The organism is Allonocardiopsis opalescens (assembly GCF_003002095.1).
In the GTDB taxonomy this organism is placed as follows: domain Bacteria; phylum Actinomycetota; class Actinomycetes; order Streptosporangiales; family Streptosporangiaceae; genus Allonocardiopsis; species Allonocardiopsis opalescens.
Genome location: NZ_PVZC01000009.1, coordinates 184,047 through 197,011, shown reverse-complemented (window position 1 = coordinate 197,011; position 12,965 = coordinate 184,047). Strand labels below are relative to the sequence as shown.

Sequence of the window (12,965 nt, the reverse complement as noted above, 5' to 3'; positions counted from 1 at the left end):
AGGAGGGCGGTGAGCCGTGGCCGAGTCCGATGACCTGTCGGCGCTGGAGTGGCTGGGCCGCCTGGGCCCCAAGCTGCTGGCGCGGCGCCGCCAGGTGGACTACTGGCGCCGCTACTACGACGGCGACCACGACCTGCCGGCCGGGCCCTCCCAGCACAAGGAGGCGTTCCGGCGCTTCCAGCGGCTGGCCCGCACGAACCTGTGCCGTTTGGCCGTGGAGTCGATGGTGCACCGGATGCAGGTGATCGGCTACCGCGACGCCTCGGCCCGATCGGCCACCGACAACCCGGTGTGGGGCCTGTGGCAGCAGGCGAAGCTGGACGCCCGGCAGCTGGGGATCTGGCGCAGGGCGCTCAGCGTCAGCGCCGCCTACGTCACCGTGGGCGTCGACCCGCGCGACGCGCAGCGGCCGCGGGTCACCATCGAGGGCCCCGAGACGGTGATCGTGGAGACCGACCCCGCCGACCCGTCCCGGCGGCTGGCGGCGCTGCGGCTGTGGCACGACCCGATCCTCAAGCGGTGGATGGCCACCCTGTACCTGCCCGGGGAGCGCCACCACTGGCGTACCCGCGCCGAGGACCGCCGGTCCTCCCCGCGCCGCCTGTCGTTCAAACCCGACGCCTGGGAGGCGCGCCAGGAGTCGGGGCGGTCCCTGCCCGAGGTGCCGGTGGTGCCGTTCCTCAACGGCGACGAGGGCGAGGAGCCCGCAGCCGAGTTCGACGCCGGCATCGACGTGCAGAACCGGCACAACCTGACCCTCCTCAACCGGCTCACCGCCGACCGCTACGCCGCGTTCCGCCAGAACGCGCTGCTGAACTTCACACCGGAGGAGGACGAGGTGACCGGGCTGCCGGTGGCCCCGTTCAACCCCGGCGCCGACCAGATCTGGACCATCCCGCCCGGAGAGGCCGGCGACCCCGAGCCCCGCCTGGTGTCGCTGCCCCAGACCGACACCTCCACGATGCTGCGCGCCGTGGAGGCCGACATGCGGGCCTTCGCGGCGGTGACGCTGACCCCGGTGTACTACCTGCCGGGCGACATGGTGAACCTCAGTGCCGACGCCGTGATGGCGCTGGACGCCGGCCACACCGCCAAGATCCGCCAGGCGTCGGCCCGGTTCGGCGAGGGCGTGGAGGAGGTGCTGGCGCTGATGGCCGAGGTGGCGGGTCTGGACCGCGACCTGTCCAGCTCCGAGGTGGTGTGGGCGCGCCCGGAGAACTTCAACCCTGCCCAGGTCGCCGACTACGCCACCAAGCTGCGCGGCGCCGGGTACCCGCTGCCGGTCGTGGCCGAGCGCATCGGCGACTCCCCCCAGCAGATCGCCCAGCTGCGCACCGAGATGGCCGCGGACGCGCTGCGCACCGCCATGGCCGCACCGCGCCCCACCGCACCGGCGCCAACCCCGGGCCGCGGCGGCGCTGAACCGGCCGAGTCGTGACGCCGCAGGAGTTCGCCGCGCAGCGCCGCGGCCTCACCGAGCAGCTGATCGACGCGCTGCTGGCGCTGTTTCGCAGCCTTGGGGCCTGGCACGAGCCTCAGGCGGCGGAGTTCGCCGCGCAGGCGGTGCCGATGGTGCACGGCGCCCAGCAGATGATGGGCGCCCTGGTGGCCGCCCGCACCGCCGAACTCGCCTCCGCCGCCCTGGGCGTACCGGTCACGCCGCCGGGCCTGCCCGATGACGTCCTGGTGGACCTGCGGGGCGTGCCGGGGGAGCTGGTGTACCACCGGCCGTTCGCGACCGTGTACACGCACCTGGGGCGCGGCGAGCAGCTGGACGAGGCGCTGCAGCGGGGCGCGACCCGGCTGGCCGAGATCGCCGAGGCCGACCTGCAGCAGACCTACGCCCACGCCGCGCAGGCCGCCATGGAGGCGGTCGACGTCCCCGCGGCGGACCGGCCCCGGTTCTGGCGGCGGGTCCTGGTCGGCTCGGAGAACTGCGGGCTGTGCGTCGTGGCGAGCACGCAGCGCTACCGGGTGGAGGACCTGAACCCGATCCACCCCGGATGCGACTGCGAGGTCGCGGGCATCTTCGGCGCCGACCCGGGCCAGGTCATCGACCCGGAGCTGCTGGAGCGGGTGCACGAGGCCGTGGAGGAGCTGACCGGGGCCTCCGACCGCGGCGCCCGCGCGGTGGACTACCGCAGCATCACCGTGGAGATGATCCGCGAGCACGGCGAACTGGGGCCGATGCTCGCCCGCCCGCGCGACCGCTTCACCGGCCCGGGCGACCTGTAGACGTCCGCGCCCCGCAACGGGGCGCGACCGATCCCGGAACGGGAGAGACCGCATGAGCGACACCGAGCCCGGCGCCGGCACCGAAACGGGCGGCGACGGCCAGGGCCAGGGCGACGCGTTCGACGCCTCGCCGTGGCAGGAGTTCGCCGCCGAGACCGGGCTGACACCGGCGCAGATCAAGAAGCGCCTGGAGCACGCCCGCACCTGGGAGGCGCGCGCCAAGGAGAACAAGGGCGCGGCCGACGCCGCCAAGACCCTGGAGCAGCAGCTCGCCGAGATGCGCGAGCAGATGCAGCAGCGGGAGCAGGCCGACGCCGAGCGGGCCGGGCGCATGGCCATGACCCAGGTCAAGGCGCTGCTCGCCGAGCGCGGCATCAAGGCCGACGACGCGGCCCCGCTGCTGGAGCACGTGGACCCGGCCCGGCTGCTCGACGCCGGCGACGTCGACGACAAGGCCGTCGCCCGGCTCGCCGAGTCCCTCACCCGGGTGGCCGGACGCGCCACCCCCGACCCCGACCAGGGCCGCCGCGGCGGAGCCGCCCCGGCCGACATGAACTCGCTGATCCGGCAGGCGGCCGGACGGCACTGACAGGCCACGTCAGCGGCACGGCAACCGCTGCGCTGGACACTTGGAGGTAACCCGTGCCGTACAACAACATCACGTCGCGCAGCGACGCCGAAGCCCTCATCCCCGAGGAGGTGTCCCGGGAGCTGCTGGGCAAGGCCACCGAGTCCTCGGCGGTCCTGCAGCTGTTCCGGCGGGTGCCGGTCAGCCGCAACGCCGTGCGGTTCCCGGTCCTGTCGGCCCTGCCCGTGGCCTACTGGGTGACCGGCGACACCGGCCTCAAGCAGACCACCGAGGTCGCCTGGACCAACAAGTTCATGAACATCGAGGAGATCGCGACCATCGTCCCGGTGCCCGAGAACGTCGTGGACGACGTGGAACTCGACATCTGGGACGAGGTGATGCCCTACATCGAAGAGGCGTTCGCGCGCACCCTCGACAGCGCGGTGTTCTTCGGCACCAACGCACCCGCGAGCTTCCCCACCAACGTGGTGGCCGCCGCACTGGCCGCCGGCAACGACGTCGCCGAGGGCACCGCCACCGCCGCCCAGGGCGGCGTGATGGGCGACCTGGACAACCTGATCGCCGAGGTGGAGGAGGACGGCTACGACGTCACCGGCTTCGCCGCGGCCCGCTCCGCGCGGCGCCTGCTGCGCGCCGCCCGCGACACCACCGGCCAGCGCACCGACGCCGGCCGCGTCTCGGCCGACCTGGCCACCCTGGACGGACTCCCCATCGCCTACCCGATGCGCGGCCAGTGGCCCACCGGCGGCGCCGTGGGCTCCAACGTGCGGCTGCTCGCCGGCGACTTCTCCAACCAGTTCATCGTCGGCGTCCGCCAGGACATCACCCTGAAGGTGCTGACCGAGGCCGTCATCCAGGACAACACCGGCGCGATCGTATACAACCTCGCCCAGCAGGACATGGTCGCGCTGCGGATCAAGGCGCGGTTCGGCTGGCAGGTCGCCAACACCATCAACAACGACCAGCCCACCGAGGCGACCCGGTACCCGGCCGCCGTCCTGACCTACTGAGGAGAGTCCGACCATGGCTGACGCAGCCCCGCTGCAGCGGGTCATCGAAGCCGACGTCCCGGCGGTGTCCACCGCCGGCGCCACCGACGACACCGTGATCGGCCAGGCCCCGTTCGACTGCACCGTCACCTCGGTGGAGTACGTGCCCGAGGCCGCCATCACCGGCGCCGCCACCAACAACCGCGCCGTGTCCCTGGTCAACAAGGGCGCCGACGGGGCGGGTTCGACCACCGTGGCCACCCTCACGTTCGGGTCCGGCACGAACGCGGCCGCCAACGACGACCGGGACCTGACCCTGTCGGGTACCGCCGCCAACCTGAACCTCGCGGCCGGGGACACCCTGCAGTGGCGGTCCGTTCCCAACGGCACCGGCATGGCCGACCCCGGCGGCATCGTCCGCGTCACCGTCGAGCGAAGGTAGAGGAGACCGGCATGGCCGACAAGAAGCCGACCGAGAAGGTCGTCCCGCCCGCCGAGGGCACCGAGCACGGGTACTACGGCACCGTCCAGGATGACGACCCCAACGAGACCTACACCGTCGCCGGGCAGACCAGCACCGGTCAGACGGCGAACGTCAACGACGAGCCCAAGTCCCGGCAGGGGAGCAAGCGCTCCGAGTGAGGAGACCGCTGTGGCGACCTACGCCGACGTGGAGGATGTGCGGGCGCGCTGGGAGGGCGACCTCCAGGCGGGCTCGGACCTGGAGGCGCGCGTCCAGGTGCGCCTGGACGACGCCGAGGCGATCCTGACCCAGCACGCCGGGGACCTCGCCGACCGCATCGCGGCCGGGAAGACCACCGCCGAGCTGGTCAAGATCGTGCTGTGCAGCATGGTGCTGCGGGTCCTGCGCAACGCCGACGGCGTCACCCAGGAGACCGCCGGCCCGTTCAGCCGGTCATTCGACGCGGCGGTGGCCAGCGGCAAGCTGTTCACCACCCGCGAGGACCGGCGGCTGCTGGGCCTGCGGGGGCGGGCCGCCACCGTCTCCCTGTCGGAGGCCGACGACGCGCTGCGCCACCCGAACCGCCGCGACTGGCGGAGCCGCGACCGCGGAGGGTGGGCCGACTGCGGGTGGATCGCCTGATGTTCGCCCACCCGATCACGGTCACCGTGCGCCGCCCCGGCGCCCGGGACCGCTACGGCGACCCGCTGCCCGGCACCGAGCACACCGTGGAGGGCTGTGCGGTCTACCCGCGCACCTCGACCGAGACCGCCGTCACCGGCACCACGGTCATCACCGGGCGGACGCTGCTCGCGCCGATCGGCGCCGACATCGCCCCCGACGACCAGGTAGTGCTGCCCGACGGGTCGCTGTGGTCGGTGGTCGGCGACACCGGGCCGTGGTCGAGCCCGCTCACCGGCTGGGCCCCGGGCCTGGAAGCCGCACTGGAACGCGTGCAGGGGGTGTGAGGTGTCGTTTCGTCCCCGCTACGGCCAGGACATCCGCAAGACCCGCAAGCTGATGCGCTCGCCGGAGATGCAGGCGCTGCTCGGTGAGATCGCCGAGCAGGGGCGGCGCTACGCGGAGTCCATCAGCCCGCGGGACTCCGGCACCTATGCGACCGCCTTCACGGTGGAGGCGGGCGCCGCCGATGACCGGGCCGAGGCGGTCCTGCGCAACACCGCCCCCTACGCCCCCCAGGTGGAGATCCGCCACCGGGTGCTGGGGCGGACCGTGGACCGCTTGGAAGGCAAGGGGGGCTGATGGCCGACCTGGCCCCCTACACCGACGCCGAGGACGCCGTCATGGACGCCCTGGGCGACATCGCCCCCGCCGTGGCGTGGACCGGCACCGACACGGCCGAGGACCTGCCCGTTTTCCGGGTGCGCCGCATCGGCGGCCCCGACGACCGGGTCACCGACGCCGCGCGGGTCGCGGTGGCGGCCCTGGCCGCCACCACCGCCCAGGCCAAGGCCCTGGCCGAGGCCGCCCGCCAGCGCCTCACCTCGGGGCCGCTGCGCACCCCCTCCGGGGTCATCGACCGCGCCGCCACCGAGGTCGGGCCGCAGGCCGCGCCGACCGCCGACCCCGACCGGGTGCGCGCCCGCGAAGCGATCTACCGCGTCTACCTGCGCCGATAGCCCGAGCAGCACCCATCCGGCCCCGCCTCGTCGGGGCTTCTCTCATGCCCAAGGAGGCAACCCGTGGCCGGAACGGTCTACGACGACCTGAAAGACAAGAAGACCGAGCTGATCCGCAAGGCCCTGGACGGCAGCGCGTTCCTGGCGCCGATCTCCTCGACCGCCATCAGCACCCTGACCGACCCCGCCGACAAGCTGCTCGTGGCGCTGCCCGCCGGCTACGAGGACCTCGGCTACGTCTCCACCGACGGGTTCAGCTTCGGCCGGGAGGTGGAGGAGGCGCAGATCCGGGCGCACGGCGCCACCGACCCCGTCCGCTCCGACATCACCGCCGACTCCAGCACCCTCACCGTGCAGTGCCTGGAGACCAAGCTCAACACCATCGGCCTGTACACCGGGGCGAACATGGCCGGGGTGCTGGCCGACTTCGACACCGGCGAGGTCGTCATTGACAAGCCGTCGCGGCCCCGCGGCCAGTACTACCGGCTGCTGAAGATCTCGGTGGACCTCGGCGACGACGGCGAGATCTACATCGCCCGGTTCTTCCCCCGGGCGAAGGTCACCAACTTCGACGAGCAGACCTTCACCTCCGACGGCGAGAACCCCATCACCTGGCCCGTCACCCTGACCGCGTTCACCGACTCCACGCTGGGCTTCTCCGAGCGGTGGCTGTTCGGCGGCCCGGGCTGGGACGCGATCCTCACCGACATGGGCTTCTCCCGCGCCCCCGACCCCACCCCGTAAGGAGCACCCAGCATGGCCGAGAAGAAGCCCTACCCGGTGTACGTCAGCCCCGACGGCACCCGCGAGCAGATCGTCGGCTCCAAGGAGCGCGAGGTGCAGCTGCGCTTCCAGGGCTGGACGCCCAAGCCGCCCGAGCCCGCACCCCGGCGCTCCACCACCTCCACCACCCCGACCGCCGCCGACAAGAAGTAGGAGCCCATGTCGAAGAAGGGCGCGCCCCGGCGCTACAGCATCGAGCGGTACGCCGCCGAGGCCACCAAGGAGCCGTTCGAGCTGTTCCTGGACGAGGAGCGCTCCATCAAGCTCCGCCAGCCCACGGTCGCCGAGATGGGGACCCTCACCGCCGCGATGAGCGTGGAGCAGTTCGCCGACGCGTTCACCGAGTCCGCCGAGGACGCCGAGGAGTTCGTCGCGGCGCTGGGTCCGCTGCCCGCCGGAGCGATGATGCAGGTCGCCCGCGACGTCCGGGAGCACTACGGCCTGGGGGGGTAGAGCGCCTCACCTGGCTCCTGGAGCGGTACCGGGGACCGATCCGGGCGTCGCTGAGGCACCACTACGGCGTGGACGTCCTCGCCGTGTTCCGCGGCGAGATGACGTGCGACGCACTCCTGGACTACATCGACCACCTGCCGTCCGACAGCGCGTTCGCGGCGGCGGTCGCCGAGGACGAGGAGTACGCCGACCTGCTGCTGGCCGAGGGCGTCGTCGACGAGGCGCCCCAGCCGCCCCGGCTGACCGAGTACGGCCCCGAGGTACGGGCGCTGGCCACCCTGGTGGACCGGCTGTCCTACCTGATCAGCGTGCAGATCAGCCGGGCCGGCGGGCGGCCGCCCCGGTTCGACCCCTACCCGCGGCCGGTGACCGCACTGGAACGCCGCCGCCGGCGGCGCCGATTCGACCGGCACAACCAGCTCGTGGCGCGGCTGCTGCCCAACAGGTGAGGCGGAAGGGGGTGCATCGTGGAGTACCAGTCCGGGTCCGCGTGGATCCCCGTCCGCCCCGATTTCAAGGGCTTCCACAAAACCATCGCCCGGGAGTTCGGGCAGCTCACCCCGGTCGTGCGCAAACTCGGCCAGGAGATGGGCGAGCAGTTCGCCGACGGCATCCGCAGGGGCCTGGGCACCGCGGGCGGCGGCCCGATCTCCGAGCCGATCCGGCGCGACCACGAGACCGCCAAGCGGCGCGCCCCCAAGCAGGGCGAGGAGCAGGGCGGCGCGTTCGCCCAGGGGTTCCGCCGCCGTCTGACCGCGGCGCTGCGGACCCTGCCGCAGGCCGAGATCACCGCCGACAGCAGCGACGCCGACCGGAAGGTCGCCGAGCTGCGCCGGCAGCTTGAGGCGCTCAACGACCAGACGGTCGGCGTGGACATCTCCGCCGCCGACGCCCTCGCCCAGCTGCGCACCATCCAGGGCGAGCTGGAGCGGCTGGAGTCCGCCGCCGACATCACGGTGCGCGCCGACGCCGCCGCGGCCCTGACCCAGCTGCGCGCGGTGACAGAGCAGGTCGACCGGCTCGACGCCGACACCGCCACGGTGGAGGTCGACACCGACGCCGCCGGCGCGGCCGCCGCGCTGGCCGGTGTGCAGGCGCAGGTGTCGGCGCTGGACGGGCGCACCGCCCGGGTGGACGTCGACACCTCCGGCGCGATGGTGCGGGTCAGCACCCTGGCCATCGCCATCGCCGGGCTGGGCGCGATCCCCATCGGCGCCACCCTGGGCGCCGGGCTGCTGTCGCTGGGGCCGTCCCTGGCCGCCGCGGGCGCCGGCTTCGGCGGCCTGGCCGCCGTCGCGGTGCCCTCCATCACCCGCATCGGCGAAGCACTCCAAGCCCAGGAGGCCGCCCAGCAGCAGGTGACATCGGCCACCCGCTCCAGCGCGGCCGTGCAGGCCCAGGCGCAGATCCAGGCCATGCAGATGGCGCAGGCGCGCGCCGCCGTGGAGCGCGCCCAGGAGTCCGCCGCGCAGGCGCACGCCGACGCGCTGGAGCGGGTCCGCACCGCCGAACTCGGTGTCGCCGACGCCCAGCGCGCGGCCCGCAGCGCCCAGGAGGACCTCACCCGGGCCCGGTCCGAGGCGCGCCGCGACATGGAGGACCTGCGGACGCAGGCCGCCCGCGCCGCCCTGGACTCCGAGCAGGCCGCCCTGGACGTGGTGCGCGCCCAGGAGGCGCTGGGCGACACCCGCGCCGGCGCCGCGGCCGGGACGGCCGACGCCACCGACGTCCGCCAGGCCGAGCTGGCGCTGCGGCAGGCGAAGCTGCGCGCCCAAGAGCAGCAGCGGATCATGCGGCGACTGCGCACCGAGGTGGCCGCCGCCGACAAGGCGGGGGTGGACGGCTCCCAGCGGGTGCGCGACGCCCGCGACCGGCTCGCCGACACCAACCGGCGCCTGGCCGAGCAGGAGCGCTCCCTCGCGCAGGCCCGCGCGGGCGTGGCGCGCGCGGACCGCGACGGCGCCCGCCAGGTCGCCGCCGCCCGCGACCAGGTGCAGATGCTGCGGCTGCAGCAGCAGGCCCAGGCCGCGTCCGCCGGCGCCGCCTCGGCCGCCACCCAGCGCTACGGGATGGCGCTGGCCGAGCTGTCCCCGGCCGCGCGCACCCTCATGTCCGACTGGCAGGGCCTGGCCGGCGAGTTCGGCGCCTGGCAGCGCGAACTGGAACCGACGGTGCTGCCGCTGTTCTCCCAGGGCATCGACCTGATCCGCGGCAGCCTCGGACTGGCCACCCCGTTCGTGGTGGCCGCCGCCGACGCGGTGTCCACCCTGCTGGACGACCTGGAGGCAGGCGCCCGCTCCCCGGCCTGGGTGGCCTTCCGGGAGGGGACGGAGGAGCTGACCGGCCCGGCGATCCTCGCCTTCGGCCGCGCCACCGGATCCATCGCGACCGGCTTCGCGGGGATCTTCAACGCCTTCATCCCCTACGCCCCGGCGGTCCTCGCCTTCGTCGAGGACACCGCGGCCGCCTTCGCCGACTGGGGCGCCGGATTGGGCGAGTCGGCGGTGTTCGCCGAGTTCATGGGCTACGTCGCCGAGATCGCGCCGCAGGTGATGGACTTCTTCGACTCCCTGGGGCCGGCCGCCGCGGGGCTGCTGCGGGGGCTGGCCCCGCTGGGCGGGGTGGTCCTCACCCTGGCCACCGGGCTTCTGGACCTCATCGCCGCCGTCCCGCCCGAGGCGATCACCGCGATCGCGGTGGGCATCGGCGCGGTGATCCTCGCGATCAAGGCGGTGGCGATCGGCGCCGCCATCGCCTCCATCGCCAACCCCATCGGCCTGGTGGTGGCGGGCATCGCCGCCCTGGTCGCCGGGGTGGTGTGGGCGTGGAACACCTTCGACGGGTTCCGGGCCGCCGCCACCGCCGCCTGGGAGGCCATCCAGGCCGGCGCGCAGTGGGTGTGGCTCAACGTGCTGTCGCCGATCTTCGACGCGCTCGGCGCGGCGCTGCGCGAGGACATCATCCCCGCCATCCGCGAGTTCTGGCAGGACTACGCCGCCCCCGCCTTCCGGGAGATCGGGCGGGTCGCCCAGTGGGCGTGGACCAACCTGATCCAGCCCGCGCTGATGGCGTTCACCAGCTACATCACCGACTTCCTCATCCCCATCGCCCTGTTCCTGTGGCGGCACGTGGCGGTGCCCGTCTTCCGGGGGATCGCCGCGGTCATCGGCTGGGCGTGGACCACCATCATCCGGCCCACGTTCCGGCTGGTGTGGGGCTTCATCCAGGACGTACTGATCCCCGTCTTCCGGTTCCTGTGGCGCAACGTGGTGGTGCCGGTGTTCCAGGGCATCTCCTCGGCGGTGCGCACCGCCTGGACCACCACCATCCGCCCCACCTTCAACCTGGTGCGCGACGCGGTCCGCACCCTGTGGCGGGCCTTCCAGACGGCGCGCGACCACATCGGCACCGCCTGGAACGCCATCCGCGACGCCGCCAAGGTCCCGGTGCGGTTCCTGGTCAACACCGTGTACAACCGCGGCATCGTCCCGATGTGGGACAAGGTCGCCGACCTGGTCGGCGCCGACCCGCTGCCCACGGTGCGGCTGCCGGCCGGGTTCGCCCGCGGCGGCATCCTGCCCGGCTTCTCCACCTGGCGGCAGGGCGACGACCAGCTGGTGCCGATGCGCCGCGGCGAGGGCGTCTACGTGTCGGAGGCGATGCGCGACCCCTACGAGCGGGCCCGGCTGCTGGCGGTGAACCGGGCCGCGATGATGGGCCGGCCACTGGACGCGTTCCAGGCCGGTCCGACCGGCACGGCGCCCTCCCTCGCGGCGGGCAGCGGCGGCGGCGCGTTCGCCCGCGGCGGCTGGCTGGGCATCGGCGACGTCGCGCCGCCGGTCGGCGACATCCTGTCGGCGGTCGCCACCTTCGTGCGCGACATCGCGGTGGACGTGTTCACCGGCGACTTCGGCGGCGCCGTGGACACCGTGTTCCGCCCCATGCGGGAGGCGACCCGCGCCTTCGGCACCGAGGGGCTGCCCGGCGTCCCCTACGACCTGGTGGGTCTCGCCAACACCCAGGTGCGCGACTTCGTCACCGGCCTCACCTCCTTCTTCGGCGGCGGCGCGGGCCCGGTCATCACCGGCACCCGCGGCCAGGCAGGGGACGTGGTGCGGCTGGCCGCCGCCAGCGTGGGCCGCTACCCCGAGGTGCCCGGCGGCTCCAACCGCAACGCCATCACCAGCTGGTTCGGCATGAACGGCGCGCCGTGGTGCGCCATGTTCATCTCCTGGCTGTTCGCTCAGGCGGGCGCGTCGGGGTCCCTGGGGCGCGCGGCCAGGACGGCGTGGACGGGCGACTACTACACCTCCGGGATGCGGCAGGTCCCCGAATCGGCGCGGCAGCCGGGCGACGTCGCGGTGTACGGCACCCGCCACGTCAACCTCGTCACCGGCCCCTCCTCGCGGATCGGCGGCAACGAGGGCGACAACGTCCGCATCTCCAACCGGCGCGGCGGCGCGATCTTCCGGCCGTTCTGGTCGGGCCTGGCCCAGGGCGGCCTGGTCACCCGGGCGCTGCTGGGGCGCATCGCCCGCCAGGACCCGCACGACCGCGACACCCCCCTGGTGCGCAGCCTGCGCGGCTACAGCACCGGCGGGTGGATCCGGGGCCTGTCCGGGGACCGGAACCTGCTGCTGGGCGCCGACGGCGAGTTCGTCGTCAACGCCCGAGCGGCCCGGGAGAACGCCGGGCTGCTGGAGGCCCTGAACTCCGGCTCCCTGAACGGCATCATGGCGGCCACCGCCGCCCCGGTGGAACTGTCGGCCGCCCAGCGCCAGGCCCTGGCCGCGCTGTCGCGCGGCGCCGCCCCCGCCCCGGCCGTCTCCGCCGAGCTGCACCTGCACAACGGGGAGGCCACCGTGCGCACCGCGTTCCGCGAACTGGAGTACGAGGTCCACCGGATGGCCACCGCCGGGAAGTACGGCGATGGCTGAGCTGCTGGAGGGCCAGTGGGAGATCGGCGGCCTGGTCTTCGGCGCCGGCCAGGGCGTCATCGTCCCCGACTTCACCATCGGCGGCGCCGACATCACCGCCGGGGACACACCCGTCCCCGGCGGTGACGGCCGGGTGTTCGGCTACGACTACGCCGGCGGCCGCTCCCTGGCGTTCACCCTGGCGGTGGACCGCGAGGACGGCGCGACCGCGCGGGCGGCGTGGAACGCCTTCGCCGCCGCGTGGAACGCCCCCCAGGTGCGGCTGAGCCCCCGCGCGGTGACCGCGCTGCGCATCCGCGACCACGGGATGGACACCGTGGTCGTCTACGGGCGACCCCGCCGGCTGGACCCGGTGTCCACCGCGCTGCTGGACCGGGGCACCGTCGCGCTCACCGCGAGCTTCGAGACCGCCGACGCCGCCTTCTACTCCGACACCGAACACCAGGTCACCCTGGACCTGCTCCCGGCCATCGGCGAGGGCCTGATCCTGCCCTTCACCCTCCCGGCGGTCCTCACCGACCTGGGCGACTCCGACACCACGTTCCTCACCAACACCGGCGACGCGCCCGCCTGGCCGATCATCACCTTCTTGGGGCCGGTCACCAACCCCGGGGTGCGCCTCGCCGCCACCGGGACCACCCTGCAGCTCACCACCACGCTGGCGTTCGACCAGACCGCCACCGTCGACACCCGCCCCTGGGCGCGCACCGCGCTCCGCAACGACGGCGCCAGCCTCGCCGGGACGCTGACCGGCCCCGACCTCGCCGACTTCGCCCTGCCGCCCGGCTCCACCGAGGTCGTCTTCCGCGGCCAGGACCTGACCGGGGACGCCCGCTGCACCATCGCCTGGCGCGACGCCCGATCCACCCCCTGAGG

General features: G+C 74.0%; 16 protein-coding genes. All 16 read left to right on the top strand.

Going from position 1 to position 12,965, the window contains the following annotated elements; all coding sequences use genetic code 11:
* Positions 1-16 precede the first annotated feature (16 nt).
* The 16 genes from CLV72_RS26650 to CLV72_RS26580 all read left to right on the top strand — a co-directional run bounded on the left by CLV72_RS26650 (position 17) and on the right by CLV72_RS26580 (position 12,963).
* Complete coding sequence (locus tag CLV72_RS26650; RefSeq protein WP_106251776.1) at positions 17-1,438, top strand: phage portal protein; 1,422 nt, start codon at positions 17-19, stop codon at positions 1,436-1,438.
* Complete coding sequence (locus CLV72_RS26645) at positions 1,435-2,235, top strand: hypothetical protein (protein WP_106251774.1); 801 nt, start codon at positions 1,435-1,437, stop codon at positions 2,233-2,235. The genes CLV72_RS26650 and CLV72_RS26645 overlap by 4 nt, the downstream gene beginning before the upstream one ends.
* 52 nt (positions 2,236-2,287) lie before the next feature.
* On the top strand, positions 2,288-2,824 hold the full coding sequence (locus tag CLV72_RS26640; protein WP_106251772.1) for a hypothetical protein: 537 nt from the start codon (positions 2,288-2,290) through the stop codon (positions 2,822-2,824).
* Positions 2,825-2,877: 53 nt separating this feature from the next.
* Entirely contained in the window at positions 2,878-3,834 is a 957-nt protein-coding gene (locus tag CLV72_RS26635; RefSeq protein ID WP_106251769.1) for a phage major capsid protein, read from the top strand.
* A 13-nt stretch (positions 3,835-3,847) separates the two neighbouring features.
* The gene (locus CLV72_RS26630; protein WP_106251766.1) at positions 3,848-4,255 is read left to right on the top strand and encodes a hypothetical protein; all 408 of its coding nucleotides are present in this window, start codon (positions 3,848-3,850) and stop codon (positions 4,253-4,255) included.
* Between the two features lie 11 nt (positions 4,256-4,266).
* Positions 4,267-4,455: a hypothetical protein gene (locus tag CLV72_RS32435; protein WP_170141122.1), complete on the top strand. Its 189-nt coding sequence runs from the start codon at positions 4,267-4,269 to the stop codon at positions 4,453-4,455.
* A gap of 10 nt (positions 4,456-4,465) precedes the next feature.
* Entirely contained in the window at positions 4,466-4,918 is a 453-nt protein-coding gene (locus CLV72_RS26625) for a Gp19/Gp15/Gp42 family protein (protein ID WP_170141121.1), read from the top strand.
* Positions 4,918-5,244 (top strand): hypothetical protein, encoded by a 327-nt coding sequence (locus CLV72_RS26620; RefSeq protein WP_106251761.1) that lies wholly within the window; start codon positions 4,918-4,920, stop codon positions 5,242-5,244. The genes CLV72_RS26625 and CLV72_RS26620 overlap by 1 nt, the downstream gene beginning before the upstream one ends.
* A gap of 1 nt (position 5,245) precedes the next feature.
* Complete coding sequence (locus tag CLV72_RS26615) at positions 5,246-5,539, top strand: HK97 gp10 family phage protein (RefSeq protein WP_106251759.1); 294 nt, start codon at positions 5,246-5,248, stop codon at positions 5,537-5,539.
* Complete coding sequence (locus tag CLV72_RS26610; RefSeq protein WP_106251757.1) at positions 5,539-5,916, top strand: hypothetical protein; 378 nt, start codon at positions 5,539-5,541, stop codon at positions 5,914-5,916. Before CLV72_RS26615 ends, CLV72_RS26610 begins: the two co-directional genes overlap by 1 nt.
* Positions 5,917-5,979: 63 nt before the next feature.
* Entirely contained in the window at positions 5,980-6,660 is a 681-nt protein-coding gene (locus CLV72_RS26605; RefSeq protein WP_106251754.1) for a phage tail tube protein, read from the top strand.
* A 12-nt stretch (positions 6,661-6,672) separates the two neighbouring features.
* Entirely contained in the window at positions 6,673-6,852 is a 180-nt protein-coding gene (locus tag CLV72_RS26600; protein WP_106251751.1) for a hypothetical protein, read from the top strand.
* 6 nt (positions 6,853-6,858) lie between these two features.
* Entirely contained in the window at positions 6,859-7,152 is a 294-nt protein-coding gene (locus CLV72_RS26595) for a hypothetical protein (RefSeq protein ID WP_106251749.1), read from the top strand.
* A 68-nt stretch (positions 7,153-7,220) separates the two neighbouring features.
* On the top strand, positions 7,221-7,601 hold the full coding sequence (locus CLV72_RS26590; RefSeq protein WP_106251746.1) for a hypothetical protein: 381 nt from the start codon (positions 7,221-7,223) through the stop codon (positions 7,599-7,601).
* A gap of 18 nt (positions 7,602-7,619) precedes the next feature.
* Complete coding sequence (locus CLV72_RS26585) at positions 7,620-12,089, top strand: hypothetical protein (protein WP_106251744.1); 4,470 nt, start codon at positions 7,620-7,622, stop codon at positions 12,087-12,089.
* Complete coding sequence (locus CLV72_RS26580; RefSeq protein WP_106251743.1) at positions 12,082-12,963, top strand: phage tail family protein; 882 nt, start codon at positions 12,082-12,084, stop codon at positions 12,961-12,963. Before CLV72_RS26585 ends, CLV72_RS26580 begins: the two co-directional genes overlap by 8 nt.
* Positions 12,964-12,965 lie beyond the last annotated feature (2 nt).